Consider the following 26,455-nt stretch of genomic DNA (forward strand, 5'->3'; position numbering starts at 1 on the left):
CCTTTCGACCCCGGCGGAGGCCGGGGCCCAGGCTCCAGGCCGTTGGTAGCGCGCCAAGGCGGTGAGGGGGAGGCAGCAGCACTCCACCCTCGATCATTCACCGCAACTGGGCCCCGGCCTTCGCCGGGGAACAGAAATTATAGAAATACCCCGTCCAGCCTGAGCGCAGTCGAAGGCCAAGGGAATCACCCCGCCGTCAGCAACCCGTGGTTCTTCTTGCCCGAAGACAGCTTCACCGACTCGGCCCCGACGGCGATGACGGCATTCTCGTCCGACACCTTCTCGCCATCCACCCGCGCGCCCCCGCCCGCGATCAACCGCCGCGCCTCGCCCTTGGACTTGGCGAAGCCCAGCCCGACCAGCGCATCGACGATCCCGATGGAACCGCCCGCCACCGCAAAGCTCGGCAGCGCCGCGCCCGCAGATCCTTCCTCGAAGGTCCGCCGCGCCGTCTCCGCCGCCTCGTCCGCCGCGGCGCGACCGCGGCACATGGCGGTGGCTTCGTTGGCGAGGATTTTCTTGGCCTCGTTGATCTCCGCGCCTTCCAGCTTTTCGAGACGGGCGATCTCGTCCAGCGGCAGGTCGGTGAAAAGCCGCAGGAAGCGGCCCACGTCACGGTCGTCGGTGTTGCGCCAGAATTGCCAGTAATCGAAATGCGGCAATTGGTCCTCGTGCAGCCATACCGCGCCCGCCATGGTCTTGCCCATCTTGCCGCCATCGGCCGTGGTGATCAGCGGGGTGGTCACGCCGAACACTTCCGTACCGTCCATGCGACGGGCGAGTTCGATGCCGTTGACGATATTGCCCCACTGGTCCGACCCGCCCATCTGCAACCGGCAGCCATGACGCTGCGCCAGTTCGCAGAAGTCATAGGCCTGAAGGATCATATAGTTGAATTCGAGGAAGCTGAGCGACTGCTCGCGGTCGAGCCGCAGCTTCACCGAGTCGAACGACAGCATCCGGTTGACCGAGAAATGCTGGCCCACTTCACGCAGGAAGGGGATGTACTCCAGCTTGTCGAGCCAGTCGGCATTGTCGACCATCACCGCATCGCTGGGTCCGTCGCCGAAGGTCAGGAAGCGTTCGAAGATGCGCCTGATCGAGGCGACGTTGGCCTGAATGCCATCCTCGGCGAGCAGCTTGCGCGCCTCGTCCTTGAAGCTGGGATCGCCGATCTTGCCGGTGCCGCCGCCCATCAGGACGATCGGCTTGTGCCCGGTCTGCTGCATCCGGCGCAGGAGCATGATCTGCACCAGGCTGCCGACATGCAGCGACGGCGCGGTCGGATCGAAGCCGATATAGCCGGGAACCACCCCCGACGCCGCCAGCTTGTCCAGCGCGGCGGCATCGGTCATCTGGTGGACGTAACCCCGTTCGTCGAGGGTGCGAAGCAGATCGGACGTGTATGCCATGATGGCCGCTCGTTACACCGCCGATCCCGGTTCGTCACCCTCCATGGGCGCCGGCGTCAGCGACAGACCGTCCGGCCCCCGCGCTGGACATAGGTGCAGGGGCGATAGCCCGAGCCGCGACCGTTATAATTGGTATAGTCGCCCTGCGAGCGCGGATCGACATAGCCGGGGGTGCGACGCGCCCGGTCCAGTTCGCGCTGGGTCCGAGCCTCGCGCCGACCGCGCCAGTCATCGCGACCCCGGCGGCGGTCGTCGCGCCAGCCGCGACGCTCGCCCCGCCAGTCGCGGCGATCGTTCTGACGCCAGTCGCGCCGGTCGTCGCGCCGATCCCGGTCATAACGCGGGCCATCGCCGCGCCAGGACTGGGCCTCAGCGCTCGACACGGGAAGCGCCGTCGTCGTCGCGATACCCGCCACCGACAGGCCGATCGCGGCCAAAGCCTGGAACGTCTTCTTCATACGCCAACTCCCGGGGGCACCGGCCCCATGATCGTTTCCAACCTATGACAGGGTGTGGCGTTCCCGATCCTGAACAGCGTGTTAGGCGGTGTTCAGGATCGGGGAAGTGGTCAGCGTCCGGGCAGCTGGCTCATCGGATCGACGGGTGTGCGGCCCCGGCGCAGTTCGAAATGGAGTTCGGGGCGGTCGGCGAAACCGGTCTGGCCCGACAGCGCCAGCGTCTGTCCGCGCTTCACGCTCTGTCCGCGCTGGACCATCAGCTTGGAGGCATGGCCATAGACGCTGGTCCAGCCATCGCCATGTTTGACGATGACCAGGCCGCCCAGCGCCGCGATGCCGTCGCCGACATAGGCGACCACGCCGTCCGCCGTGGCTTTGATCGGGGTGCCGATGGGCACGGCGATCTTGATGCCGTCATTGCGCTCGCCGCTGGAGCCCGCGCCGAAGCGCTTGATCACCTTGCCCTCCACCGGCCAGGCGAAGCCGGAGCGCAACCGGCTGGGGGCCGCGACCACGGCGGTCGGCGGCAGGACGCGGGCGGGCGTCGCGCTGGGCTTGGCGGGGGCCTGGTTGGTCGCGAGCGCGGGTTCGCCGCCGGTCAGGATGTCGTCCACGTCGAGCGTGAAGGCCGCCGCCCGCTCCGCCGCGCTGCTGGTGACGGGCGTGCCCGTGGCAGTGGTGCCGGGGATGAGGATGCGTTGGCCCGCGCGCAGCACATAGGGTTCGGCCAGCGCATTCGCCTCGACGATGCGTGACCAGGGCACGCCATAAGCCCGCGCGATCGCGATGCCGCTCTCGCCTGACCGGACCAGATGATAGCGCCCGGCGGGGATGGTCAGCCGCTGCCCCGCGCGGATGAGGAAGGGAGCGCTCAAGCCGTTGGCGCGCGCGATCGCCTCCGACCCCGCGCCCGTCCGGTCCGCCACGCCGCGCAGCGTGTCGCCCGGCTGGACGACATAGACGGAGGCGGGAATTTCCTTCGCATCCGGCGCGACGGGGCGGATTTCCCAGGAAGGGCGCGGCGCGGGCAGGCTGGACACCGGCTCCTTGATGGGCGCGACGACGGGGGGCGTCGTTGCAATAGGCGGTGCGGTACGGCGCGGCGTCGCGGGCACCGAGCGGCGGATGGGTGCGCGAGGCGCGACCTTGCGGGGCGCGGGCGTCGCCACGGCTTGTGGCGTGGCGGGGCTGGCCATGGCCGGTGCGGGCAGCGGCGTGGCCGGCGGCGACGGAGCGACGGGCTCGCTCGCGGCCATGGGCGGCTCCATATGGGGGATGCAGGCCGACAGCAGCAGCGAGGCCCCGATGACGCCCGCCACGGGCCCGAAACTCCGATTCACCCCAAGTCCCCCCAGACCATGTTCAGCGATATGCCGCGCCGAGCATAGCAAGCGACGCAGCGTGCGTCAGGTCGAGATGCAGCGGCGTGACGGAGATGCAATCCTCGGCTATCGCATCCAGATCGGTGTCGTCCCCCGGCTGATGCGGCAGGCGACCCAGCGCCAGCCAGTAATAATCATATCCGCGCGGATCGCTTCGCCGCTCCAGCTTGGCCCGGCCATAATCGCGCAGGCCCTGTCGGGTGGCGCGGATGCCCTTTACCGCTTCCGGCGCGACCGGCGGGAAGTTGATGTTGACCAATGTCCGGGGCCCGAAATCCATGGTCAGCAACGGACGCAACACCCGCTCGCCCCAAGCCTCCGCCGTGGCGAAGGACACCGCGTCGCCGACCCCCTGAACCGCATAACGCTGGCTGAGCGCGATCGAGCGGATGCCCGCCAGCGCACCTTCCATCGCGGCAGAGACCGTCCCGGAATAGAACACGTCCTCGCCCAGATTGGCGCCGCGATTGACCCCCGACAGGATCAGGTCGGGCTTCCGGTCCGCCATCACCTCGCCCAGCGCCATCAACACCGAATCGGTCGGCGTGCCGGTGACGGCGAAGCGCCGTTCGCCGAACTGGCGCAGCCGCATCGGCCGGGTCAGGGTCAGCGAACGGCTGGTCCCCGACTGGTCCTCGGCGGGCGCGATGATCCAGACATCGTCCGACAGCGTCGCCGCGATCCGCTCCAGCGCGGCAAGGCCGGGTGCGTGATAGCCATCGTCATTGGTGAGCAGGATGCGCATCAGCGCGGCTCCAGCACCGCCTGTCCGCCGAGATAGGGGCGAAGCGCCTCGGGCACGACGACCGAGCCGTCGGCCTGCTGATAATTCTCGATCACCGCGACCAGGGTGCGACCCACCGCCAGGCCGGAGCCGTTGAGCGTATGGACGAAGCGCGTCCCCTTGCCTTCGGTCGGGCGATAGCGGGCCATCATCCGCCGCGCCTGGAAATCGGTGCAGGTCGAGCAGGACGAAATCTCGCGATACCGCGCCTGTCCGGGCAGCCAGACCTCCAGGTCAAAGGTCCGCGCCGCCGAGAAGCCCATGTCGCCGGTGCACAGCAGCATCCGGCGATAGGGCAGGCCCAGCGCCTCCAGCACGCCCTCGGCGGCGGCGGTCATCCGCTCATGCTCGGTGTCCGACTGGTCGGGGGTGGTGATCGACACCATCTCGACTTTGTCGAACTGGTGCTGGCGGATCAGGCCGCGCGTGTCCCGTCCCGCCGCGCCCGCTTCCGACCGGAAACAGGGGGTCAGCGCGGTGAAGCGCAGCGGCAGCTCCGCCTCCGACAGGATCGATTCGCGCACGATGTTGGTCAGCGACACCTCGGCAGTGGGGATCAGCCAGCGGCCATCGGTGGTGCGGAACAGGTCTTCCGCGAACTTCGGCAACTGGCCGGTCCCGAAGGCGACCTCGTCCCGGACCAGCAGCGGCGGCTGGACCAGCTCGAAGCCGTTCTCTTCCGTCATCTTGTCGAGCATGAACTGGCCGAGTGCCCGCGACAGCCGCGCCATGGCCCCGCGCAGCAACGTGAAGCGCGCGCCCGACAGCGCCACGCCGGTCTCGAAATCCATGCCCAGCGCCGGGGCGATCGCGTCATGCTCGCGCGCCGCGAAGGCGAAGGCGGTCGGCTCGCCCTTCTGGTGGACCAGCGCATTGTCATGCTCGTCCGCGCCCTCGGGCACATCGGCGGCGGGCAGGTTGGGGATGGCGGCGAGCGCGGTGTTCAGCTCCGCCTCGATTTGGCGTTCCTGCTCTTCCAACTCGGGCAGCCTGGCCTTGAGCGAGGCGACCTCGTCCATCAGCGCCTGTGCGCGTGCCTCGTCGCGCGCCGCCTTGGCCTGGCCGATCTGCTTGGACAGGTCATTGCGGCGGGTCTGCGCCGCTTGCGCTTCGGCGACGATCGCGCGGCGGCGCTCGTCGATCGCGATCAGGCTCTCGGCCAGGGGATCGGCGCCCCGCTTGGCAAGGCGTGCGTCGAAGGCGGCGGGGTCGTCCCGGATCAGGCGGATGTCGTGCATGGGGGCGAGGCTATGGCCTCCGCTCCGCCGTCACGCAACCCGTGCCGAAGCCTCCGCGTTATCCCCCTGCAAAGAGAAGGAGAAACGCGATGCAGGTACCGCATAACAGTTTCGTGCTGGTCGTCGATGGCCGCAAGAGCCTGTTCTTCCGCAACGAAGGCGACGCCGAATATCCCAATCTGGTCGTCGAACACGCGGTCGAGCATCCCAATCCCGCCGACCGCGACCAGAAGACCGATAGCGCGGGTTCCGCCTCCTCGACACAGAGCGGTGCCGGTGCGCCCGCCATCGCGCAGGGCGGATCGAATCAGGCCGGCGGCGGCGGGCAGGGTGCGCAGTTTGCCGCTTCGCGCGGGTCGATGGGCGAAACCGACTATCACCAGCAGGAGGAGGATCGCTTCGCCGCCGAAACCGCCGACATGCTGAAGCGCCGCGCGCTCGCCAACGAGTTCGAGGCGCTGATCGTCGTCGCACCGCCCAAGACGCTGGGCGAGTTGCGCAAGCATTATCACAAGACGGTCGAGGATCGGCTGGTCGGCGAACTGGCCAAGGACCTGACCGGTCATCCGGTGCCCGAGATCGAGGCCGCGCTGCAAAAGGCGTAAGGCCCGCCGCACGCGGCGGCGGGGCAGTGGTTCAGGCGGGCTTGGCCTTGGTCAGGCGCCGCCGGATCACCAGCGCCGCCGCCGCGCCGCCGAACAACAGCACCATCGGCGGTGCCGGAACCGGCGTGGGTGGCGGCGTATGGTCATTGCCCGAAGACGATGCGCTGCTCGCCGATGATGCGCTCGACGCCGAGGATGTGCTGGAGGCGGACGAGGCCGAACTGGCCGACGAACCGTTGGACGACCAGCCGTCGCTACTCGATCCATAGCCGCTCGACGAGGCCGAGGATGCGGACGACGCCGAGGATGCGCTCGACGCGCTCGAAGAACTGACATTGCCCGACGAGGAACTGGTCGAGGACACATTCCCCGAGGAGGTCGACGACCCTCCGGTGGATGATGTCGAAGAGACGTTGCCGCTCGACGAGGTGCTCGACACATTGCCCGAGGACGAGGTGCTGCTGACCCCGCCGGTCGAGGTGGACGAGCCGCCCGAACCGCCCGATGCCGAGGAGGTGGAGGTCGAACCGCCGCTGCTGGTCGAGGAGATGACGATGCTCCCGCTCGACCCGCCGCCACCGCCGAACCCGAAGCCCCCGCCAAACCCGCCGCCCCAGCCGCCGCCGAAACCACCCCAGCCGCCGATGACGGCGGGGACATAGCCGCCGCCCGTTGCCATGGACGGAGCGGGGGGCAGGGGAACGGGGACGGGGGGGGCTTCGGTCGTGACGGTGATGACGGTGGGTGGCGGGGTGGTGGTGGTCGTCGTCCGGCGCGTGACGATCCGGCGGGCGGCGCGGGGCGGCGGCGGGCGGTGGACGATCCGCTTCTTCTTCACCTTGGTCTGCTTGACGAGCGGCGGGCGCTGGGGATGGTCCACCATGTGGACGGCCCCGCCGCCGATCACGGCGCCACCTGCGGCACAGGCCGTCAGTTTCGCCAAGGCCATTCGCACTGACATCGTCACATCCTCAAACCAGGCGGAGGCTCAAACCCGTCGGGGGACGGCGTCGCCGCCAGGCCGCCCGCAGGCCGCCCACACGGCCGCCATGTGTTCGCCTTTGTCATTATAGTGACCAAGAAATCCCTAAGGTCCAACCCCGTTGTTCGAAACCGCGTTCAGCTTTGGGATTCGCGCCGGCCGGATCGAATCCGGTTCGAACCCTTCCCGCACTTCGGCCGGTGGCGATTCGAGGATCGGGTGTGGAAATAGGCCATCTCGTCCGGCTTTCGTCCATTTCCCGTTCACCTCGCAATATTATTATATAATGAGTGTTTACGATGAAATGCCGGTCGCTTGCGGCGGACTGTGGCACCGACTATAGGCGCTCTCGACCATTAGGGGGCGGCCCCGAGGACACGGTGCGAAGCGTCGCACCGACGGGCCCTTTGGGAGAGTGGTATGGCGACGGTGTTTAATCGCGTGACGGACTCCACCGGGCCGGATGTGGCCAACGATATCGATGAAAATTATCGTCCCAGCGCGGACGAGCCTTTCATGAGCCTGAAGCAGCAGGCCTATTTCCGGCGCAAATTGCTGGATTGGAAGGAATCGATCCAGCGGGAGGCGCAGGGCACCCTGTCGCAGCTTCAGATCGACTCGCTGCGCGAACCCGATCTGACCGATCGCGCGTCGAGCGAGACGGACTGGTCGATCGAACTTCGCACTCGCGATCGCCAGCGCAAGCTGATCTCGAAGATCGACGCCGCGCTGCGTCGGCTCGACGAGGGCGAGTACGGCTATTGCGAAGTCACCGGCGAACCGATCAGCCTGGGTCGGCTGGAAGCCCGGCCCATCGCGACCATGACGGTCGAGGCGCAGGAGCGTCACGAACGGAATGAAAAGGTTTCCCGCGACGACTGACGCATCGCCGCTGCCGGTTTTCGCCCGCACAGCCGGGCGCTGACCGGTGGGGCGCGTCGGCATGGCGCAAACGACTTGCCCCATTGGGCGACAATCTGTTGGGCTCATCCTACATTAAGGAATTGGCAAGGCCGTCGCGGGTAACGCATGGTCGGGCTAGAAAAAAACGGGCACCAACGGATTTCGATATGGACGCGATGAACCGCGAACCCGGAAACGGGACTCAGATGGTGGAAGACGACGATTCGAACCGGGCTGATCGTACCGGTCGGCGCGACAGCCTGTTGCTGATGGCGCAGATGACCCTGGCGGGCGATGCCGCACCGCGCGAAGTGCGGGTCCGCAACATCTCCGAGGGCGGATTGATGGCCGAACTGCCCCTCGCGGTGGAGATCGGCGCGCCGATCACCTTCGATCTGCGGGGCATCGGGCCGGTCGCGGGTCGGGTCGCATGGAGCACCCAGGGACGGGTCGGCGTCGCCTTCGACCGTCCGATCGATCCCAAGCTGGTCCGCAAGCCGGTCGGCGGCGGCACCACGACGCCGGATTACGCCAAGCCCGCAACGGGATTGCGCACCCGCCCGTTCAGCTACTGAGGGCTATCCGAAATTTTCCTGGGGGATGACCACCGCTCTGGTGGTCGTTTCTCACCGATGCACGAGCGGGGCAGGGGCCCTTTCGACCCGATCATCCCGACCCCGAAAGCGGGGCCAAAGGCCGCGGCGGGTCCGACGACCCGCGCGGCCAGCCAAGGCTATAGGCCTTGCATCTCTTCCTTCAGCTTCAGCTTCTGCTTCTTGAGATCCGCCAGAATCCGAGTGTCCGGCACGGGACGCTGCGATTCGGCGCTGATCCGCCGATCGAGCGTAGCGTGCTTGGTCTCCAGGGCCGTTTGATGCGCCGTATACATAGGGCTTCAACTCCTGTTCTTGCTGTGGGGAAGGAAGTAAATCATCAAATCGACCATCTGTCCCCCCTCTTTTTAGCAGAATCGACCGACCGAGCGATTTGGACGGATGACGTGTTGCCGCCCTTCACCATGGGGCGGCAGGCGTGCCGGGGTTCGGCCGCATAACGGCCATTGCCGTTTATGGGACCGGACCCTAGAGGGGCGGACGGACGCCGGAGTTTCCGGGCGTCGGCTCATCAGGGACCCGTCGGAGGGGAGCAGGATGGACGTCACGCTGGCGCGCGCGCGGATCGACATGTTGCGTGTGGAGCATCGCGATCTCGACGATGCCATTTCGGCGCTGTTGATGGCGCCGACCCCCGATCAGTTGCAGATCGCCCGCCTCAAGAAGCGCAAGCTGCGGCTGCGCGACGAGCTGGCGGAACTCGAAGATCGGCTGATCCCCGACATCATCGCCTGAATGCGCCGTATCGGACATGTTGTCCGACACCGCCACTTGTCAGCGACCCGGCCCCGTGCGAGCGTTCGGCGATGCTGCATTTCACTTTCGACAGCCATTTTCAAAGGCGGCTGATCGACAGCCTTTACGCCGAGGCGATGATCCTGGCGGAGGCGTCACGCGGCTATTTCGACGGGATAGGGCGTGAGGAGCGCGACATGCTGGGGCCGGTCCAGCGCGTAAGTTTCTCGTGTGAATCGCTAAAGGTAACGACCCGGCTGATGCATGTCCTCACCTGGCTGCTGACCCAGCGCGCGGTCGAGGCGGGCGAACTCCACTGGGCCGAGGCGCGGCTCCCGGCGCGGCGACTGGTCCGTTCGCCCGAATCGGATATGCGGCAGGTCGGCCAACTTCCGCCACGAGCGTTCAGGCTGACCCAGGCCAGTATCGACCTGCACGGCCGGGTCGAACGGCTCGACGTGATGGCCGACGGCGCGCTGCGGACAATGAGCCCGGTTCGCCTGCTTCAGGCCCGGTTGAGCCGCGCCTTCTAACCCAGCAGCCGCGCGCGCGCCGCTGCATATTGCCGGGCGAGCGTCGCCACGCGCTCGGCGGCGTGTTCGATCCGGTCGATCGCGCCGATCCCCTGGCCAGCACCCCAGATATCGCGCCAGGCCTTCGCGGCCTGGCCACCACCGAAATTCATCGCCGCCGCATCCCCTTCGGGCAGATGGTCTGGATCGAGGCCTGCGGCCAGGATCGAGGCGCGCAGGTAATTGCCGTGCACGCCGGTGAACAGGCTGGAATAGACGATGTCGCTGGCCCGCCCCTCGACCACCGCCTGCTTGTAGGCTGCCGCCGCATTCGCCTCGACGGTCGCGATGAAGGGCGAGCCGATATAGGCCAGGTCGGCGCCCATCGCCTGGGCGGCCAGGATCGCATCCCCCGTCGCGATCGATCCCGCCAGCGCCAGCGGACCATCGAACCATTGACGGATTTCCTGCACCAAAGCGAACGGAGAGAGCCGCCCGGCATGACCGCCCGCCCCCGTCGCCACCGCGATCAGGCCGTCCGCGCCCTTTTCCACCGCCTTGCGCGCGAAGCGGTCGTCGATCACGTCATGCAGGGTGATGCCGCCCCAGCCATGGACGCCCGCATTCACATCCTCTCGCGCGCCCAGCGAGGTGATGACGATCGGCACCTTCCACTTGGCACAGACTGCCAGATCGGCCTCCAGCCGGTCGTTGGAACGGTGGACGATCTGGTTGACCGCGAAGGGCGAGGCGGGGCGATCGGGATGGGCCCGGTCGTGCGCGGCCAGTTCCTCGGTGATCCGGTGCAGCCATTCGTCCAGCAGGCTGGAGGGCCGGGCGTTCAGCGCCGGAAACGACCCGACGATCCCCGCCTTGCACTGGGCGATGACCAGATCAGGGTTGGAGATGATGAACAGCGGCGACCCGATGACGGGCAGGGCCAGACGACTCAAGGCAGGGGGCAGGCTCATGGCTTGACGATAACGTAAAGGTAAGGCCTGTCCAGCGTTCGCCGATGTGACAAAGTGACATCAGCGTCATTTGCTTTGCCGTGGCGAGCGCGTAGAGATCGGGCCATCCTGAAATGAGAGGCTTAGATCGCCATGAAGTCCGCTTTTTCGGTCCTGCTTGCGTTGACCGTGTCCACCCCGGCGCTCGCGGCGGGCCAGTTGCCGCAAACGGTGCTGCCGGTTCTGTACGACATCACCGTGCGCCCCGATGCGAAGGCGATGACCTTCGCCGGTGAGGAAACCGTCGATGTCGATGTGCGCCAGTCGACCACGGCGATCGTCCTCAACGCCGCCGAACTGACGATCACCGCCGCGACGTTTGACGGCAAGCCGGTGCCCTTCGCGCTCGACAAGGAGGCGCAGACACTGACCCTGACATTGCCGCAGGCGGCCTCTGTCGGACGGCACAAGGTCGGCTTCGCCTGGACCGGCACGATCAACCGCTCGGCCAACGGGCTGTTCGCGATCGACTATACCAATGCCGACGGCACGCCCGACCGGATGCTGGCGACCCAGTTCGAGGCGCCCGACGCCCGCCGCTTTGCGCCGATGTGGGACGAGCCCGCCTTCAAGGCGAAGTTCCGCCTGACCGCCACCGCACCCAAGGGACAGCGCGCGATCAGCAACATGCCGGCTGCCTCGATCACACCCCAGGCGGACGGGGCGCAACTGTACCGCTTCGACGAGACGCCGGTCATGTCGAGCTATCTGCTCTATTTCGGTTCGGGCGATCTGGATCGGAAGACGGTGAATGCCAATGGCGTCGAGATCGGCGTGGTCAGCCGCAAGGGCGTGGTCGACCAGGGCGATTATTCGCTCGCCTCGGCATCCAGGCTGCTCGCCTATTATAACGACTATTTCGGCACGCCCTATCCGCTGCCCAAGATGGACATGATCGCCGGGCCGGGTTCCAGCCAGTTCTTCGGCGCGATGGAGAATTGGGGCGCGATCTTCTATTTCGAGAATGAACTGCTCTTCGATCCCAAGGTCATGACCGAGAGCAACCGGCAGCGCATCCACACGGTCGTCGCGCATGAGATGGCGCATCAGTGGTTCGGCGACCTCGTCACCCCGCGCTGGTGGGACGACCTGTGGCTGAACGAGGGTTTCGCTTCGTGGATGGAGGGCAAGGCGTCCAACGACCTGAACCCGAGCTGGAAGGCCGCCGCCGCCAGCATCGCAGGCGAACGCGAGTCCGCCATGGGCATCGACGCCACCGCCGCGACCCATCCGATCATCCGCAAGGTCGAAACGGTCGACCAGATCGGCGAGGCGTTCGACAGCATCACCTACCTCAAGGGGCAGGCGGTGATCGGCATGCTGGAATCGACATTGGGCGCGGACACGTTCCGCAAGGGCATCCGCGCCTATATGGCCAAGTATAAATATCAGAACACCGTGACCGAACAGCTTTGGGAGGAATTGTCCAAGGCGTCGGGCACCAATGTCGCGACGATCGCCCATGACTTCACCTTGCAGGGCGGCGTGCCGCTGATCACAATGCAGGGTTCGCGCTGCGAAGGCGGCCAGACGGTCGCGATGCTCGGCCAGGGCCGGTTCGGCCTGGATGCGGCGTCGAAGGCGGCGCAAACCTGGCATGTGCCGATCCGCGTCGCGACGATCGGTGGTGGTGAGACGAGCGCCATCGTCACCGGCGCGGCCGCGACACCGGTCAGCGTGGGCGGGTGCGGCACCCTGGTCCTGAACCGGGGCAAGGGCTCTTACACCCGTGTCATGTACGACGACGCCGGGCACGCCGCGATCGTGCGCGATTATGCCCGTCTGTCGCTGGAGGACCGGTTGGGCACGCTGGGCGACGATTATGCCCTGGCGGCTGGGGGGTATCAGGATCTCGGCCGTTGGTTCGACCTGATGGCCCGCGTCTCGCCCGAGGCGGATCCGCTGGAATGGGAAACGGTGGCGGGCGAATTGTCGCGCCTCGACGGCCTGTATGAGGGCACGCCGCTCGAAAAGCCCCTGCGGGCCAAGGTGGCCGCGATCCTGTCTCCGGTGCTCGCCCGGATCGGGTTCGAGGCCAAGCCCGATGAGGGCGCGCTCGTCAGCAACCTGCGCGAAACGCTGATCGGGCGGCTGGGGGCCAGCGGCGACGCGATGGTGGCGGCGCGGGCACGCGGCTATGTCGCGGCGCTCGCGAAGAATCCGGATGCCATCCCGGCAGCAATCCGCCAGCCGATCCTGGCGACCTATGCCGCCCGCGCGACGCTCGCCGAGTGGGACCGGCTGTACGAACTGGCCAAGGCCGAGCGCAATCCGGTGGTGAAGAACCGCTATGTCTCGCTGCTGGGCTTCGCCGAGGACGAGGCTGCGGCGCGTCGGGCGCTGAGCGTGTTGAAGAACGACACCTTCACCCCGCCGCAGCGCGCGGCCCTGCTCCGCTCGATCGCGGGGGCACATCCGGACATGGCGTTCGACTGGGCGGTCGCGAACAAGGCGCTGGTCGACAGCTTCCTGGAAGAGAGCAACCGTGCGACCTTCATCGTCGGGCTGGGCGCGGGCTCGAACGATCCGGCGATGCCCGGCAAGATCGAAAGCTGGGCCGCCGCCAACCTGCCCGAAGGGTCGCGCGGCGGGGCCAAGCGGTCCATCTCGCAGATCGCGGTGCGCAAGGCGGTGGCCGAACGCCTCAAGCCCGCCGTCCAGGGCTGGCTGGCGCGCTGAGGCAAAGGTTGGCGGGGGAGTAACCCCCGCCGACCCTGAGCCCTAACCTCCGTTCAGCCTGAGCGAAGTCGAAGGCCAAGGGAAACTCTCGCCACTTGTCTCGACCGACATGGCGTGGCCTTCGACTTCGCTCAGGCTGAACGGGGTTGCGGTATTGCCCCCCGCGGCCGGCTTGCCATAATCGGCGGACGGCTCTGCAACCCCTTGCCTTGCTTCCAAAAACGCGGAACCATGACGGCTCCGTCATTCAATCGAGAGCCCTTCGTGATCCGCAACAGCCTTGTCCTGCTTCTCGCCGCCACCGCCCTGACCGCGCCGCTCGCCGCGCAGGAGGAGGGGGAGAAAAAGACCCCGCATCACGAAGCCGCCAAGGCCGAGGCGGAGGCGGCCTGGGCGCGCGCACCGCTCGACGAGACCGAGGTGCGGCACAAGGATAGCGTGACGATCAACGGTCGCAGCTATCCCTACGTCGCCTCGGCGGGGACGCTGACCGTCCGCGATATCGAGGGCAAGCCGACCGCTTCGATGTTCTACACCGCCTATACGCTCGATGGCGTGAAGCCGGGCACCAAGCGGCCGGTGACGTTCCTGTATAATGGCGGGCCGGGCTCACCCTCCTTCTGGCTGCGCATGGGGTCGTTCGCGCCGATCCGCATCCGCACGACCAGCCCGGAATTCGTCCGACCGGCGCCCTATGACGTGGGGCCCAACCCGGACTCGCTGCTCGACAAGACCGACCTGGTGTTCCTCGACGCGATCGGCACCGGCTATTCCCGACCGCTGGGCGATATGAAGCCCGCGCAATTCTATGGCGTGGATGAGGATGTCGACGTGTTCGCGGGCGCGATCCAGCGTTACGTCACCAAATATGGCCGCTGGATGAGCCCGAAGTTCCTGCTCGGCGAAAGCTATGGCACGTTGCGCTCCGGCGCGCTGGCGTATCAGTTGCAGGAAAAGGGCATGGCGCTGAACGGCGTGGTGCTGCTCAGTTCGATCATGAATTACGGTTATCGCCAGCCGGGGCTGGATCAGGTCTATCTCAATTACCTGCCCAGCTATGCGGCGACCGCTTGGTATCACAACCGTCTGGCCGATCGCCCGGCCGATGTCGCGACGGTGGTGGCGCAGGCACGGGCCTTCGCGGTCGGACCCTATATGTCGGCGCTGGCCAAGGGGCAGAGCATCTCGCCCCAGGAGCGCGACCAGATCGCCGAGCAGATGAGCCGGTTGATCGGCATTTCGCCCGAGTTCATCAAGCGCGCCAATCTGCGCATCGACCTGCCGCGCTTCCAGAAGGAGTTGCTGCGCGGGTCGGCCCGGACGGTGGGGCGGTTCGACTCCCGCTATCTGGGAATCGACACCGACGCGGCGGGCGAGCGGCCGGAGACGGATGCCTCTTCGGACGCGATTTCAGGAGCTTATATCGCGTCCTTCCAGGATTATCTGCAATCGACGCTCGGCTACAAGACCGAGCTACCCTATCGCCTGTCGGCGCGCGACGCGGCAGGCTGGACCTGGAACTGGAAGCACAAGTCGCCCGACGGGGGACAGAACAACCCGAACACCGCGATCGACCTGGCCGCCGCGATGCGGGCGAACCCGTATCTGAAAGTGCTGTCGATGAACGGCTATTACGACATGGCGACGCCGTTCTTCGGAACCGAGAATGATTTGGGCCATATGATGCTGGAGCCTGCGCAACAGGCGAATTTGCGGTTCACCTACTATCCGGCGGGGCACATGACCTACCTGAACCCGGATGCGCTACGGAGCATGAAGGCGGACCTGGCCGGTTGGTATGACGAGGCGGTGAGCGATGCGAAATCGGCGACGCCGCCGGTGCCGCCTTCGGGGCAGGGGGCGACGCCCTCAGGTCGAAGCGGGGCAAACTGAACGGCAGAGGGGCGGTGACGGTCGGACCGTTGCCGCCCAGCGGACAGGTTACGAGCCGTATCGCCCATAATGAGCAAGTATCGGATAAATTCTGGAAAATGGTGGACGCACTTGGGCTCGAACCAAGGACCCGCTGATTAAGAGGTCCTGTTCCAGATGCACCAGGTGGTCTACAATAGGCCATTTTGAAACCATGTCAACCTTGATGGCCTCGGTGCGTGGGGTAAACTCGTTTCTAATTACCCACGGCGGCCCCCGTTGGCCTGCCACGGCCCTGGGGGCGTAGAGGGGAATTCAAGGGGGTGGGGAGGAAGGGGAGGAAGTGCCAACGGATCTGCCACGTCCGTCCTCGGCTATTGAAAACTGCCGTGGTGGGATTTTGTCAAAGAAACGGCCCGACCGATCATGCCGGTCGGGCCTCTCCTACAGGGTGTTTACGAGCGTACGATACTACCGTCATCCGCCCATGGCATTTGGATTACCGCACAGGCCCGAGCAAATGCGGGCTTCAAATAGTAGATGGCCCGACTCTTATGCCGGACGAGTGGCCCCTCCGGGTCGCACAGCGAGTCTAAATCCTTCCGGATTGCCACGCGAGCGTGCAGGTTACGCGCATCAAACCAGCCTACCGAGAGAAAGGCATCGAGAGCGGTTTTGGCCATGTTGCCGGCATCCGGCGACCGAGGTCCTTTCGACTTATGCTCGCCCATTGCCCGCAGCACCAGAGCTTTGAGGCTGGTGAATACATCGATGATGGACGCTTCTCCCTCGAGCGCTTTGCTTGAGTGGTCCTCGAGGCGATCCAGACGATCTGACGCTGCACAAAGAGAATTGCAGAACGAGCCGCTGTGCGGCCTCTGCCGTGAAATCGTCGCTTGTTTCTCCGGTCAGCTTTGACGTGACCCCCGTTTCTTCATCCAACTGGAAGTAGAGACCGTCTCCTTAAAGGGACGGACGGAATGAAGCGGAAGCAGTTTTCGGAAGAGCAGATCATCGGCATCCTGAAGGAGGCCGAGGCGGGTGCGGTGGTGACGGAGCTGTGCCGCAAGCACGGGATGTCGAGCGCGACTTACTATGCGTGGAAGGCGAAGTTCGGCGGCCTGGAGGTATCCGACGCAAAGCGCCTGCGGTCGCTCGAAGAGGAGAACGCCCGGCTCAAACGGCTACTGGCGGACACGATGCTGGACAATGCGGGGTTGAAAGACCTGCTGTCAAAAAAGTGGTGACGCCCGCCGCGAAGCGGCAAGCGGTCGCGCATCTCCAGGCGACGTTGGGGATGAGCGAGCGGCGGGCATGCACGGTCGTTGGGGCAGACCGCACGAGCATGCGGTATCGCTCGTGCCGGGCGGATGATGGCGACCTGCGGTCGCGGCTGCGCGAGCTGGCGCAGCAACGCCGACGGTTCGGCTATCGGCGTCTGCACATCCTGCTGCGCCGGGACGGCATCACGATCAACCGCAAGAAGACCCAGCGGCTCTATCGTGAGGAGGGTTTGACGGTCAGGCGCCGGAAGGGACGAAGGCGCGCCACAGGCAGCCGTGCGCCCGCGTCAGTGCTGGCGCTTCCCAACCAGCGCTGGAGTCTGGACTTCGTCCACGACCAGCTCGTGACCGGCCGTCGGTTCCGCGTGCTCAACATCGTCGATGACGTCACGCGCGAATGCCTTCGGGCGGTGGTGGACACGTCGATCTCGGGCCGGCGGGTCGTGCGCGAGCTGGCCGATCTGATCGCCGAGCGTGGCAGGCCGAAGATGATCGTCAGCGACAACGGGACCGAACTGACGTCGAACGCGGTGCTCGCCTGGTCCGGCGATGCCCGCATCGAGTGGCATTACATCGCGCCGGGCAAGCCCACGCAGAACGGGTTCGTCGAGAGCTTTAACGGTCGCATGCGCGACGAGCTGCTCAACGAGACGCTGTTCTTCACCATCGGTCAGGCCCGCTCGATTCTGGCCCGCTGGGTCGACGACTACAACAACGAGCGTCCGCACTCCTCGCTCGGCTACGCCACTCCGGCAGCCTTCGCTGCCGGGCTCGAACAGCAACGGGCGGGGTTAACCCCGCCCGTTGCTTCACCTGCGCTTATGCGCGAAAACCACGGTCGGTCTCTGGTTGCCGCTGGATGAAAGACCGGGGTCACGTCAATAGCCCCAAGCCTCCTTCCTAGGCTCAAATCCGTCCGGTCGAAATGGGGGCCAGTTCAACACCTGAGCGAGTCAGTTTCAAGGCTCGAAATTTATGAGGGCTACGCTGCCTGACGCCGGGATAGCGTACCGGGATAGAAGGGCGGCACCAAGCGCTGCGCGGGTGTTCACTAGCGCTCTTTTCTCAAGAAACGGGTTCGGCAAACTCGTGTGCGTGCTGTTTAATATGGCAGCTACCATAACTATGAGTATCGAACATTGATTGACGGCGTCTAATGCTGAGAGAGTGGCGTCTAAACGGTGGATCAGAGCGTCGGCTTTGGCGCCGGTTGGCGAGCCCGCAGACGCGCTAGAGTAACTTCCCCGTGCGCCTCCGATAGGCCGAGACCAATCTGAACGGCCGCGGATTTAAGGAAACGATGTGGCTATTCGTGAAGGTTGGAAATGGGGCACGGGGCCGCCGACGCATAAATTGTGTCAGGCGTCCCACTATCAAAGGGGAAAGTCAGGGGAGCCCAAAAGCACAACGGCCCCGCATTGCTGCGGAGCCGTTGAAAAACCTGGTGGACGCACTTGGGCTCGAACCAAGGACCCGCTGATTAAGAGTCAGCTGCTCTACCAACTGAGCTATGCGTCCATCGCCGAATTTCGGCTAGGCGGGGAGGGTGTCCCCGGCTGGTCGGGCGCTGTTAGCGGAGCGACTCCGACCTGCCAAGGGGGTTTTTGACATTTTATTGTCGCGGGGCCGGTTCTCCGATCCTGGCCGGGGCAAAGCTCAATAGCCGGCGGTGAAGCGCTGGCGGATGTGGCGGGGCTGTTCGATCTCGTCGGCCAGGGCGATGGCGTAATCCTCGAACGAGATGCGGCTGCCTTGGTCGTTGGTCAGAAGCCGGTCGATGCCGAGGCGGAACCGGCCCGTCCGCTCGCCGGGGACGAACATCGCCGAGGGCGAGAGGAAGGTCCATTCCAGATCGTCCACGCCCCGCAGCAGGTCGAGGAAGGTCGCGCCCGCACGCGCCTCTGCCTTGTACGCCTCCGGGAAGTCGGGCTGGTCGATCAGGCGCTGGCCGGGTGCGATCTCCAGGCTGCCCGCGCCGCCGACGACCAGATAGCGCGTCACGCCCGAGGCGCGGACGGTGCCGATCAGGCCTTGCGCGTCGGTGGTGAGGAAATGGACTGAACTGATGACGGCGTCATGCCTGCGCAATGTCTCGACAAGTGCGGCGGTGTCGCTCACATCGCCTGCAACCGGGGTCACACCGGGCAGCGTCGCGATCCGTTCGGGCGTGCGGGCGATCGCGGTCACGGCATGGCCGCGATCCGACAACTCCCTCAGGATACGCGAGCCCGCATTTCCCGAGGCTCCGATCAGCGCGATCTTCATGGTCTTTCCTTCCGATGGTCCACTTTGTAGACCTTGGAGGTATGCAGAGCAGCACCGCGCCACAAGACGTCCTTTTCGAGGGACCAGGTCACACCGGCCTGACCGGGGAGGGCGGTTGCCCGATCCGCGACGTGCTCGACCGGATCGGGGATCAATGGAGCCTGTTGATCCTGGCCGCGCTGGAGCCGGAAACGTTGCGCTTCAACACGTTGCTGCGCCGGATCGGGGACGTGTCGAAACAGATGCTGTCGCGGACGCTCCGCAGGTTGGAAGAGGATGGGTTCGTCGAGCGGACCGTCTATCCCGAGGTGCCGCCGCGCGTGGAATACCGCCTGACGGAGTTGGGGCGGTCGTTTCTGGAGCCGATGCGCGGGCTGATCCGCTGGGCGGATGCGCACCAGGCGGAGGTGGAGGCGGCGCGGGCGGCGTATCGGGCTCGAGGCTGACGGGGCCTGCCCCTCCACCATGCCCTTCGGGCGCGGTCCCCCGTCCGCATCGGGGATGGGAGGATTGAGAAGCCCATTCCTCCCCAAGCTTGCTTGGGGAGGGGGCCCGCCGGGCGTCAGCCCGGTGGTGGAGGGGCGAGCCGTCAGGCGATGTGGACCGACTTCGTAATCATATGGTTCGCGATGCCTTCCGGCCCGTCCTCCGAGCCATAGCCGCTTTCCTTGACCCCGCCGAAGGGCGCGTCGCCCCAGCTGAGCCGGACGGTGTTGATCGCGACCATGCCCGCCTCGATCTCGTCGCCCAACTGGTTCTGGCGGCGGCCATTCTCGGTGAAGCAGTACGCACCCAGGCCGAAGGGCAGGCGGTTCGCCTCGGCGATGGCGTCCTCGGTGGTGGCGAAGGAACGGATCAGCGCGATCGGGCCGAACGGCTCCTCGTTCATCGCCTTGGCCTCCAGCGACACATCGGCCAGCACCGTGGGGGCGAAGAAGAAGCCGTCTCCGCTCTTCGCCTCGCCGCCGGTCAGCTTGCGCGCGCCGTTCTTCACCGCATCCTCGATCATCGCGCCGATCGCTTCGGGGCGGCGGGGATTGGCCATGGGGCCCATCTGCGTGTCGGCGGACAGGCCGTCACCGATCTTCAGCGCGGCGGCGCGCTCGGCAAAACCCTTGGCGAAGCGCTCGTAAATCCCCTCCTGCACATGGAAGCGGGTGGGGGCGACGCAGACCTGGCCCGCATTGCGGAACTTGTGGGTGACGAGCGTGTCGAGCGTCTTGTCGAGGTCGCAGTCGTCGAACACCAGCACCGGGCCATGCCCGCCCAACTCCATGGTCGACTTCATCACCGTATCGGCGGCGAGCTTGAGCAGATGCTTGCCGACCGGCACCGATCCGGTGAAGCTGAGCTTGCGCGTGACCGGCGAGGCGAGCAGGTGGCGCGACACCGCATCGGGGACGCCGAAGACCAGTTGCGCGACATCGCCCGGCAACCCCGCATCCTGGAAGCAGCGCAGGATCGCGATCGCACTGGCGGGGGTTTCCTCGCTGGGCTTCAGGATCACCGAACAGCCCGCCGCGATGGCGGGCGACAGCTTGCGCACCGGGTTCATGACGGGGAAGTTCCAGGCGCAGAAAGCGGCGACCGGGCCGACCGGCTGTTGCAGCACCAGCGAGCGGGTGCCGGTGGGACGCGGCAGGACGCGGCCATAGATGCGGACCGCTTCGCCGGCGTGGAAGTCGAGCAAGGCGGCCGTGGCCGCGACCTCGCCGCGTGCCTCGACGATGGGCTTTCCTTCCTCCAGCGTGGCGAGGCGGGCGAGATCCTCGGCACGCTCGCGGACCAGCGCGGCGGTGCGGTGAAGCACGGCGGCGCGCTCCTGCGGTGCGGTCTTGCGCCACAGTTCGAATCCGCGCGCGGCGGCCTCCAGTGCGCGGTCCATATCGGCAGTCGTCGCGAGCGGCAGGTCACCCAGCGGCTGGCCGGTCGCGGGGTTCAGCACGGCTTGCGTCTCGCGCCCCTCCGGCCCCAGCCATTCGCCGCCGATATAGAGGCCGGTCTTTACGTCAAAATCGGGGGCGGTCATGCGCGTCCTTTCCAAGACTGTAAGCGTTTGATGCGGGCGGGAGATTGGCCCTGGCGGCTATCGATGCAAGGGGCGGTCATGCCGAATCGGGCTTCTGTCCGGATCGGGGGAGCAAAAGCGGGGCTTTGTGCGTCCCAAGCATTCCGGCATTTCCTATCGGGGGGATCGAGATAGGTTGTGCGCCGAAACGAAAAGGGACGGGTCCGTATGCGAGCACCATTTCCGGCCATGATGGCCGCATTGATGATCGGGGCGGTCGGTCTGGCTGGCGGCCTGTCCGGCTGTTCGGGCGGAGGCGATGGCGGCAAGGGCTCGGTCGAGTTGCTGAACGTCAGCTATGATCCGACGCGCGAACTGTACAAGGACGTCAACGCCGCCTTCGCCAAACAGTGGCGGGCCAGGACCGGCCAGGCCGTGTCCTTCCGCATGAGCCATGGAGGATCGGGCAAACAGTCGCGCTCGGTGATCGACGGGCTGTCGGCCGATGTGGTGACGCTGGCGCTCGCCTATGACATCGACGCGATCGCCGAGCGCGCCAAGCTGCTTCCCGCCGACTGGCAGAGCCGGTTGCCCGACAACAGTTCGCCTTACACCTCGACCATCGTGTTCCTGGTGCGCAAGGGCAATCCCAAGGGCATTCGCGACTGGGCCGATCTGGTGAAGCCGGGCGTGCAGGTCATCACCCCCAGCCCCAAGACCAGCGGCGGCGCGCGGTGGAATTTCCTGGCGGCCTGGGCCTATGGCAAGAAGGCGGGCGGGTCGGACGCGGCGGCGCAAAAATATGTCGCCGACCTCTATTCGCATGTGCCCGTGCTGGATTCCGGCGCGCGCGGGGCGACGACGACCTTTGTCGAGCGGGGCCTGGGCGACGTGCTGATCGCCTGGGAGAATGAGGCGCTGCTCTCCGAAAAGGAACTGGGCGCGGGCAAGTTCGACATCGTCGCACCTTCCATCTCGATCCTGGCGGAGCCGCCGGTCGCTGTGGTCGATGCCAATGCCAAGGCGCATGGCACCGAACAGGTCGCGACCGAGTATCTGAAGTTCCTCTACACGGCGGAAGGGCAGGAGATCGCCGCCCGCAACTTCTATCGCCCGCGCGATCAGGCGGTGCTGGCGAAATATGCCACGACCTTCCCCAAGCTGGAGATGGTGACGATCCAGGATTTCGGCGGTTGGGCGGCGGCGCAGGAGCGGTTCTTCGCGGACGGTGGCGTGTTCGACGCCATCTATGCCGGCAAGGCCGCGCGGCGCTAACGGCATGAGGGCTGCAAAGCGCCGCTCGGCGCTGCCGGGCTTCGGCCTGACCATGGGCATGACCCTGTTCTGGCTGGGGCTGGTCGTTCTGGTGCCGCTGTCCGCGCTCGTCATCCGGGCGGCGGGCATGGGTTGGGAAGGCTTTGCCGAGGTCGGGTTGTCGCCGCGCGCATTGGCCGCTTACCGGTTGAGCTTCGGCGCGGCGCTGGCGGCGGCGGCGGTCAATGCGGTGTTCGGGCTGTTGATCGCGTGGATCTTGGTCCGCTACGAATTTCTGGGCAAGAAGCTGATCGACGCGGCGGTCGACCTGCCCTTCGCGTTGCCGACGGCGGTGGCGGGCATTGCGCTGGTGTCGCTCTATTCGGACAATGGCTGGGTCGGGTCGATGTTGGCGCCGCTGGGGATCAAGGTGGCCTATACGCCTCTGGGCGTAACGATTGCCCTGGTTTTCATTGGCTTGCCGTTCATTGTTCGCTCGGTGCAGCCAGTGCTGGCCGATCTGGGGCGCGATGTGGAAGAGGCGGCGGCGACGCTCGGGGCGACCCGCGCACAGACGTTTCGCCACGTCATCCTGCCCGCCATCGCGCCTGCATTGCTGACCGGCTTCGCACTCGCCTTTGCGCGAGGGGTGGGCGAATATGGCTCGATCATCTTCATCGCGGGCAACATGCCCTTCAAGTCGGAGATCGCACCGCTGCTGATCATCACCCAGCTCGAACAGTTCGACTATGACGGCGCGACCGCCATCGCCTGCGTGATGCTGGTCCTGTCCTTCGCGATGCTGTTGTTCGTCAATTTGCTCCAGGCGTGGCGCGCCAAGCGGGGGACGCGATGAGCGGCTCCAACCCCACCACCATCGAAAGCCCCTGGGCACGCCGGGCGCTGATCGGCACCGGTTTCCTGTTCCTGGCGCTGTTCCTGTTCCTGCCGCTGGTAATGGTCTTCGTGGGCGCACTGGCCAAGGGGTGGGAGACGTTCGCGACAGAATTGTCCGATCCCGACGCACTCGCGGCGATCCGCCTGACCCTGCTGGTCGCGGCCATTTCGGTGCCGGTCAACGCAGTGTTCGGCGTGGCGGCGTCCTGGGCGATCGCGAAGTTCGACTTTCGTGGAAAAAGCCTGCTCATCTCACTGATTGACATACCTTTTTCGGTGTCGCCGGTGGTGTCGGGGCTGATCTTCGTGCTGCTGTTCGGGGCGCAAGGCTGGCTGGGGCCGTGGCTGACCGCGCATGGCGTGCGGATCATCTTCGCGGTGCCCGGCATCGTGCTGGCGACCGTGTTCGTGACCTTTCCCTTCGTCGCGCGGGAGATCATACCGCTCATGGCCGAACAGGGCCGCGACGATGAGGAGGCGGCGCGCTCGCTGGGTGCGAGCGGGTGGCAGACATTCTGGCATGTCACCCTGCCCAATATCCGCTGGGGGCTGCTCTACGGCGTGCTGCTGTGCAATGCCCGCGCGATGGGCGAGTTCGGCGCGGTGTCGGTGGTGTCGGGGCATATCCGGGGGCTGACCAACACCATGCCGTTGCATGTCGAGATCCTTTACAATGAATATGACTTTGTCGGCGCGTTCGCGGTGGCGTCTCTGCTCGCCTCGCTCGCGCTGGTGACCTTGGGAGTGAAGACCGTGCTGGAATGGCGTTTCGGCATCCACCGGGCAGGAGCCGCGCATTGAGCATCACTGTCGAGAATATCTCCCGCCGGTTCGGGGGTTTCGCCGCGCTGGACCGCGTCTCGCTGGAAACACGGCCGGGTGAGTTCCTGGCGCTGCTGGGGCCGTCCGGCTCGGGCAAGACGACGTTGCTGCGCACCATCGCGGGGCTGGACTTCGCCGATGAGGGGCATGTGCTGTTCGAAGGGCAGGACATGACCGGGACCCCCGCCACCGAACGCCGCATCGGCTTCGTCTTTCAGAATTATGCGCTGTTCCGCCACATGACGGTGGCGCAGAACATCGCCTTTGGCCTGACGGTCCGCAAGCGGCGCGACCGGCCCGCCAAGGCGGCGATCGCGGCCAAGGTCGCCGAGCTGCTCGCGCTGATCCAGTTGCCCGATATCGGCGACCGTTTCCCCGCCCAATTGTCGGGCGGCCAGCGGCAGCGTGTCGCGCTGGCCCGCGCGCTCGCCATCGAGCCGCGCCTGCTCCTCCTCGACGAGCCCTTCGGCGCGCTGGACGCACAGGTGCGCAAGGACTTGCGGGGCTGGCTGCGGCGCATTCATGACGAGACGGGGCTGACGTCGATCTTCGTGACGCACGACCAGGAAGAGGCGCTGGAGATCGCCGACCGCATCGTGGTGATGCGCGGCGGCGTGATCGAACAGGTTGGCACCCCGCACGAGGTGCAGAGCGCGCCCGCCACCGCCTTCGTCTCGTCCTTCATCGGGGAGACGAACCGCCTGCCCGTCATGCGCCGCGAAGGGGCGGCGGTGGTCGGCGAGGGGCTGGCGGTCCTGCCCGATGAGGCGCGCGGGCATGGGGTGGGCGAGATTCATATTCGCCCGCACGATGTCGAACTGGCCGAGAGGGGGGACAAGGACGCCCTGGCGGTCACCGTCCTGACCGCTCGCCCGATCGGACGGTCGCGCCGGATCACCGCGCAGGTCGCCGGGGTGGCCGAGCCGCTGACCTTCGATCTGCCGGTCGCGGTCGAGGCGGCGGCCGGAGATTGTCTGGCGATCCGCCCCCTCCGCTATCGGATATTTTGAGCGGCTTTTGTATTTGCCGATTTCTGACAATTCGCCTGGACGCCCGCTTCGCCATTTGCCAGCGGCGGATCGTCCGGGCATGACGCGGCGGTAATCGGGAGATCGGCGTGAAGGTCGGACAGGAATGCTGGCGGATCGAACAGGCCGACCGGATGGCGGTCATCATCGACGCGGAGAAATATTTCCGCATGGCCCGCCGCGCGATGCTGAATGCCCGGCGGCAGATTTTGCTGATCGGCTGGGACTTCGACGCGCGGATCATATTGGATCACGACGAAGCGCCCGGCGAGACGGTGGGCGACTTCATCTATTCGCTGGTCCAGCGGCAGCCGGAACTGGAAATCTATCTGCTCCGCTGGGACACCGGCGCGATCAAGTCGCTGTTCCGGGGGCGGACCTTCTTCACGGTGATGAAGTGGATGGCGCACAAGCGCATCCATACCAAGATGGACGGCCATCATCCCATCGCCGCCTCGCATCATCAGAAGATCGTCATCATCGACGATCAGCTGGCTTTTTGCGGCGGGATCGACATGACCAGCGACCGCTGGGACACACGCGAGCATCGCGACAACGACCCCGGTCGCAAGCGTCCCGGCGGCCAGCCCTACAAGCCATGGCACGACGCGATCAGCGCGGTCGAGGGGCCCGTGACCCATGCGCTGGGCGAGTTGTTCCGCGAGCGCTGGCATCTGGCAGGCGGCAAGCGCATGGCACCGGCAGTGCCGGGTGCAAGCTGCTGGCCCGAGGGACTGGAGCCCGACTTCATCGACCAGCCGGTCGCGATCGCGCGCACCATGCCCGAGATGGACGATCAGGCCCCGGTGCACGAGAATGAAGCGTTGTTCCTGGCGCAGATCGCGCGGGCCGAACGCTATGTCTATATCGAGAGCCAGTATTTCGCCTCCCGCCGGGTGGCGGAGGCGATCGCCAAGCGGCTGGACGAAGCGGACGGCCCCGAATTCGTCATCGTTAACCCGCTGACCGCGCAAGGCTGGCTGGAGCCGATCGCGATGGACACGGCGCGCGCGCGTTTGATCGAGGCGCTGCGGCGGCGGGACCGGCATGGACGGTTGCGGCTCTATCATCCGTTCACGGCGGGGGGCGAGCCCATCTATTGCCATGCGAAGATCCTGATCGCCGACGACCGGGTCTTCCGGCTGGGATCGTCCAACCTCAACAACCGCTCGATGCGGCTGGATACCGAATGCGATCTGGCCATTGCGGTCGAACCCGACAGCGCGGCGGGACGGCGGATCGGCGCGATTCGCGACGATCTGCTTGGCGAGCATCTGGGCGTGGCCCCTGGCGACGTGGCCGAGGCCGTAGCGCGGACCGGCTCGCTGGTAAGCGCGGTCGAACAGCTGCGAGGGACCGGGGGGCGGACGCTGCGCCCCTATGAAGCGCCCGATCTGTCGAGCGTCGAGGAATGGCTGGCCGACAACGAGGTGCTGGACCCCGAAGGCCCCACCGAGATGTTCGAATCATTGACCGCGCGAAAGGGCCTGTTCCGGCGGCTGCGGCGGCGCTGATGGGCGAGGTCGTCAATTTCCGTCAGGCGCGCAAGGCTCTGGTACGCAAGGCGGCCGAACAGCAGGCGACCGAGAACCGGGCGCGTTTCGGTCGAACCAAGGCGGAGAAGCAGCGCGATGCGGTGGAGCGGGAGCGGCTGCGCAAAGAACTGGACGGGGCCAAGCGCGAGGATTGACGTTTGGGCAATCGGCATCCCT

General features: G+C 66.2%; 25 protein-coding genes and 1 tRNA gene. 15 read left to right on the top strand and 11 right to left on the bottom strand.

The window, feature by feature from the left end:
* Window positions 1–185 precede the first annotated feature (185 nt).
* The 5 genes from tyrS to serS all read right to left on the bottom strand — a co-directional run bounded on the left by tyrS (window position 186) and on the right by serS (window position 5,274).
* A complete protein-coding gene (tyrS, locus tag QE379_RS09430; RefSeq protein ID WP_306999847.1) occupies window positions 186–1,412 on the bottom strand; it encodes a tyrosine--tRNA ligase in 1,227 nt (408 codons plus the stop codon).
* A 56-nt stretch (window positions 1,413–1,468) separates the two neighbouring features.
* A complete protein-coding gene (locus tag QE379_RS09435; protein ID WP_306999849.1) occupies window positions 1,469–1,870 on the bottom strand; it encodes a hypothetical protein in 402 nt (133 codons plus the stop codon).
* A gap of 110 nt (window positions 1,871–1,980) precedes the next feature.
* Window positions 1,981–3,189, bottom strand: coding sequence for a M23 family metallopeptidase (locus QE379_RS09440; RefSeq protein ID WP_306999852.1), 1,209 nt, complete (start codon window positions 3,187–3,189; stop codon window positions 1,981–1,983).
* Window positions 3,190–3,232: 43 nt separating this feature from the next.
* Window positions 3,233–3,997, bottom strand: coding sequence for a 5'/3'-nucleotidase SurE (surE, locus tag QE379_RS09445; RefSeq protein WP_306999854.1), 765 nt, complete (start codon window positions 3,995–3,997; stop codon window positions 3,233–3,235).
* Entirely contained in the window at window positions 3,997–5,274 is a 1,278-nt protein-coding gene (gene serS / locus QE379_RS09450) for a serine--tRNA ligase (protein WP_306999856.1), read from the bottom strand. The genes surE and serS overlap by 1 nt, the downstream gene beginning before the upstream one ends.
* A gap of 89 nt (window positions 5,275–5,363) precedes the next feature.
* Here serS and QE379_RS09455 point away from each other — a divergent pair, with 89 nt between their 5' ends.
* The gene (locus tag QE379_RS09455; RefSeq protein WP_306999858.1) at window positions 5,364–5,879 is read left to right on the top strand and encodes a host attachment family protein; all 516 of its coding nucleotides are present in this window, start codon (window positions 5,364–5,366) and stop codon (window positions 5,877–5,879) included.
* 31 nt (window positions 5,880–5,910) lie between these two features.
* Here the strand turns inward: QE379_RS09455 and QE379_RS09460 are convergent, their stop codons facing one another.
* A complete protein-coding gene (locus QE379_RS09460; RefSeq protein ID WP_306999860.1) occupies window positions 5,911–6,828 on the bottom strand; it encodes a PEP-CTERM sorting domain-containing protein in 918 nt (305 codons plus the stop codon).
* A gap of 453 nt (window positions 6,829–7,281) precedes the next feature.
* Between QE379_RS09460 and dksA the strand changes: the two genes are divergently transcribed.
* Window positions 7,282–7,743, top strand: coding sequence for an RNA polymerase-binding protein DksA (gene dksA / locus QE379_RS09465; RefSeq protein WP_267432390.1), 462 nt, complete (start codon window positions 7,282–7,284; stop codon window positions 7,741–7,743).
* Between the two features lie 188 nt (window positions 7,744–7,931).
* Complete coding sequence (locus QE379_RS09470; RefSeq protein WP_306999864.1) at window positions 7,932–8,339, top strand: PilZ domain-containing protein; 408 nt, start codon at window positions 7,932–7,934, stop codon at window positions 8,337–8,339.
* Between the two features lie 158 nt (window positions 8,340–8,497).
* On the opposite strand, the gene QE379_RS09475 is transcribed toward QE379_RS09470, so the two are convergent.
* Window positions 8,498–8,653, bottom strand: coding sequence for a DUF465 domain-containing protein (locus tag QE379_RS09475; protein ID WP_267432393.1), 156 nt, complete (start codon window positions 8,651–8,653; stop codon window positions 8,498–8,500).
* Window positions 8,654–8,915: 262 nt separating this feature from the next.
* On the opposite strand from QE379_RS09475, the gene QE379_RS09480 reads away from it, so the two are divergent.
* Complete coding sequence (locus QE379_RS09480; RefSeq protein WP_267432394.1) at window positions 8,916–9,113, top strand: YdcH family protein; 198 nt, start codon at window positions 8,916–8,918, stop codon at window positions 9,111–9,113.
* Window positions 9,114–9,184: 71 nt separating this feature from the next.
* The gene (locus QE379_RS09485; protein WP_306999867.1) at window positions 9,185–9,646 is read left to right on the top strand and encodes a DUF1465 family protein; all 462 of its coding nucleotides are present in this window, start codon (window positions 9,185–9,187) and stop codon (window positions 9,644–9,646) included.
* Here QE379_RS09485 and QE379_RS09490 read toward each other — a convergent pair.
* The gene (locus QE379_RS09490) at window positions 9,643–10,596 is read right to left on the bottom strand and encodes a nitronate monooxygenase family protein (RefSeq protein WP_306999869.1); all 954 of its coding nucleotides are present in this window, start codon (window positions 10,594–10,596) and stop codon (window positions 9,643–9,645) included. The genes QE379_RS09485 and QE379_RS09490 overlap by 4 nt on opposite strands.
* Window positions 10,597–10,764: 168 nt before the next feature.
* Between QE379_RS09490 and QE379_RS09495 the strand changes: the two genes are divergently transcribed.
* The 3 genes from QE379_RS09495 (at window position 10,765) to QE379_RS09505 (ending at window position 17,332) form a co-directional block, all read left to right on the top strand.
* Complete coding sequence (locus QE379_RS09495; RefSeq protein WP_307003159.1) at window positions 10,765–13,314, top strand: M1 family metallopeptidase; 2,550 nt, start codon at window positions 10,765–10,767, stop codon at window positions 13,312–13,314.
* 231 nt (window positions 13,315–13,545) lie between these two features.
* Window positions 13,546–15,207, top strand: a complete 1,662-nt coding sequence (locus QE379_RS09500; RefSeq protein WP_373461758.1) for a S10 family peptidase — start codon at window positions 13,546–13,548, stop codon at window positions 15,205–15,207.
* Window positions 15,208–16,166: 959 nt separating this feature from the next.
* Window positions 16,167–17,332 (top strand): IS3 family transposase gene (locus QE379_RS09505; protein WP_373461696.1). Its coding sequence is split into 2 segments (ribosomal slippage): window positions 16,167–16,428 and window positions 16,428–17,332, totalling 1,167 coding nucleotides; the frame shifts between segments, so codons are not numbered across the junction.
* A gap of 579 nt (window positions 17,333–17,911) precedes the next feature.
* Here QE379_RS09505 and QE379_RS09510 read toward each other — a convergent pair.
* Both QE379_RS09510 and QE379_RS09515 read right to left on the bottom strand, forming a co-directional pair.
* Window positions 17,912–17,987, bottom strand: a tRNA-Lys gene (locus tag QE379_RS09510).
* 138 nt (window positions 17,988–18,125) lie between these two features.
* The gene (locus QE379_RS09515) at window positions 18,126–18,734 is read right to left on the bottom strand and encodes an NAD(P)-dependent oxidoreductase (protein ID WP_306999873.1); all 609 of its coding nucleotides are present in this window, start codon (window positions 18,732–18,734) and stop codon (window positions 18,126–18,128) included.
* Window positions 18,735–18,775: 41 nt separating this feature from the next.
* On the opposite strand from QE379_RS09515, the gene QE379_RS09520 reads away from it, so the two are divergent.
* Window positions 18,776–19,180 (top strand): helix-turn-helix domain-containing protein, encoded by a 405-nt coding sequence (locus QE379_RS09520; RefSeq protein WP_306999875.1) that lies wholly within the window; start codon window positions 18,776–18,778, stop codon window positions 19,178–19,180.
* Between the two features lie 143 nt (window positions 19,181–19,323).
* On the opposite strand, the gene QE379_RS09525 is transcribed toward QE379_RS09520, so the two are convergent.
* A complete protein-coding gene (locus tag QE379_RS09525; RefSeq protein ID WP_306999876.1) occupies window positions 19,324–20,763 on the bottom strand; it encodes an NAD-dependent succinate-semialdehyde dehydrogenase in 1,440 nt (479 codons plus the stop codon).
* A 228-nt stretch (window positions 20,764–20,991) separates the two neighbouring features.
* Between QE379_RS09525 and QE379_RS09530 the strand changes: the two genes are divergently transcribed.
* The 6 genes from QE379_RS09530 to QE379_RS09555 all read left to right on the top strand — a co-directional run bounded on the left by QE379_RS09530 (window position 20,992) and on the right by QE379_RS09555 (window position 26,433).
* On the top strand, window positions 20,992–22,017 hold the full coding sequence (locus QE379_RS09530) for a sulfate ABC transporter substrate-binding protein (protein ID WP_306999878.1): 1,026 nt from the start codon (window positions 20,992–20,994) through the stop codon (window positions 22,015–22,017).
* Window positions 22,018–22,021: 4 nt separating this feature from the next.
* Window positions 22,022–22,852: a sulfate ABC transporter permease subunit CysT gene (gene cysT, locus QE379_RS09535; protein ID WP_306999880.1), complete on the top strand. Its 831-nt coding sequence runs from the start codon at window positions 22,022–22,024 to the stop codon at window positions 22,850–22,852.
* Window positions 22,849–23,694: a sulfate ABC transporter permease subunit CysW gene (cysW, locus tag QE379_RS09540; RefSeq protein ID WP_373461856.1), complete on the top strand. Its 846-nt coding sequence runs from the start codon at window positions 22,849–22,851 to the stop codon at window positions 23,692–23,694. Before cysT ends, cysW begins: the two co-directional genes overlap by 4 nt.
* Window positions 23,691–24,725, top strand: a complete 1,035-nt coding sequence (locus QE379_RS09545; protein ID WP_306999884.1) for a sulfate/molybdate ABC transporter ATP-binding protein — start codon at window positions 23,691–23,693, stop codon at window positions 24,723–24,725. Before cysW ends, QE379_RS09545 begins: the two co-directional genes overlap by 4 nt.
* A gap of 152 nt (window positions 24,726–24,877) precedes the next feature.
* On the top strand, window positions 24,878–26,257 hold the full coding sequence (locus QE379_RS09550) for a phospholipase D-like domain-containing protein (protein WP_373461857.1): 1,380 nt from the start codon (window positions 24,878–24,880) through the stop codon (window positions 26,255–26,257).
* Window positions 26,257–26,433, top strand: coding sequence for a DUF4169 family protein (locus QE379_RS09555; protein ID WP_306999888.1), 177 nt, complete (start codon window positions 26,257–26,259; stop codon window positions 26,431–26,433). Before QE379_RS09550 ends, QE379_RS09555 begins: the two co-directional genes overlap by 1 nt.
* Window positions 26,434–26,455 lie beyond the last annotated feature (22 nt).

Source organism: Sphingomonas sp. SORGH_AS_0879 (genome assembly GCF_030819175.1).
In the GTDB taxonomy this organism is placed as follows: domain Bacteria; phylum Pseudomonadota; class Alphaproteobacteria; order Sphingomonadales; family Sphingomonadaceae; genus Sphingomonas.

Excerpts from the sequence above, each read along its gene's own strand:
- QE379_RS09470 (WP_306999864.1), top strand. The coding sequence starts at position 7,932 with ATGGACGCGATGAACCGCGAACCCGGAAACGGGACTCAGATGGTGGAA.
- QE379_RS09480 (WP_267432394.1), top strand. The coding sequence starts at position 8,916 with ATGGACGTCACGCTGGCGCGCGCGCGGATCGACATGTTGCGTGTGGAG.
- surE (WP_306999854.1), bottom strand. The coding sequence starts at position 3,997 with ATGCGCATCCTGCTCACCAATGACGATGGCTATCACGCACCCGGCCTT.
- QE379_RS09500 (WP_373461758.1), top strand. The coding sequence starts at position 13,546 with ATGACGGCTCCGTCATTCAATCGAGAGCCCTTCGTGATCCGCAACAGC.
- QE379_RS09520 (WP_306999875.1), top strand. The coding sequence starts at position 18,776 with ATGCAGAGCAGCACCGCGCCACAAGACGTCCTTTTCGAGGGACCAGGT.
- QE379_RS09550 (WP_373461857.1), top strand. The coding sequence starts at position 24,878 with ATGGCGGTCATCATCGACGCGGAGAAATATTTCCGCATGGCCCGCCGC.
- QE379_RS09460 (WP_306999860.1), bottom strand. The coding sequence starts at position 6,828 with ATGGCCTTGGCGAAACTGACGGCCTGTGCCGCAGGTGGCGCCGTGATC.
- tyrS (WP_306999847.1), bottom strand. The coding sequence starts at position 1,412 with ATGGCATACACGTCCGATCTGCTTCGCACCCTCGACGAACGGGGTTAC.
- QE379_RS09475 (WP_267432393.1), bottom strand. The coding sequence starts at position 8,653 with ATGTATACGGCGCATCAAACGGCCCTGGAGACCAAGCACGCTACGCTC.
- serS (WP_306999856.1), bottom strand. The coding sequence starts at position 5,274 with ATGCACGACATCCGCCTGATCCGGGACGACCCCGCCGCCTTCGACGCA.
- cysT (WP_306999880.1), top strand. The coding sequence starts at position 22,022 with ATGAGGGCTGCAAAGCGCCGCTCGGCGCTGCCGGGCTTCGGCCTGACC.
- dksA (WP_267432390.1), top strand. The coding sequence starts at position 7,282 with ATGGCGACGGTGTTTAATCGCGTGACGGACTCCACCGGGCCGGATGTG.
- QE379_RS09515 (WP_306999873.1), bottom strand. The coding sequence starts at position 18,734 with ATGAAGATCGCGCTGATCGGAGCCTCGGGAAATGCGGGCTCGCGTATC.
- QE379_RS09455 (WP_306999858.1), top strand. The coding sequence starts at position 5,364 with ATGCAGGTACCGCATAACAGTTTCGTGCTGGTCGTCGATGGCCGCAAG.
- QE379_RS09530 (WP_306999878.1), top strand. The coding sequence starts at position 20,992 with ATGATGGCCGCATTGATGATCGGGGCGGTCGGTCTGGCTGGCGGCCTG.
- QE379_RS09490 (WP_306999869.1), bottom strand. The coding sequence starts at position 10,596 with ATGAGCCTGCCCCCTGCCTTGAGTCGTCTGGCCCTGCCCGTCATCGGG.
- QE379_RS09555 (WP_306999888.1), top strand. The coding sequence starts at position 26,257 with ATGGGCGAGGTCGTCAATTTCCGTCAGGCGCGCAAGGCTCTGGTACGC.
- QE379_RS09525 (WP_306999876.1), bottom strand. The coding sequence starts at position 20,763 with ATGACCGCCCCCGATTTTGACGTAAAGACCGGCCTCTATATCGGCGGC.
- QE379_RS09435 (WP_306999849.1), bottom strand. The coding sequence starts at position 1,870 with ATGAAGAAGACGTTCCAGGCTTTGGCCGCGATCGGCCTGTCGGTGGCG.
- QE379_RS09485 (WP_306999867.1), top strand. The coding sequence starts at position 9,185 with ATGCTGCATTTCACTTTCGACAGCCATTTTCAAAGGCGGCTGATCGAC.
- cysW (WP_373461856.1), top strand. The coding sequence starts at position 22,849 with ATGAGCGGCTCCAACCCCACCACCATCGAAAGCCCCTGGGCACGCCGG.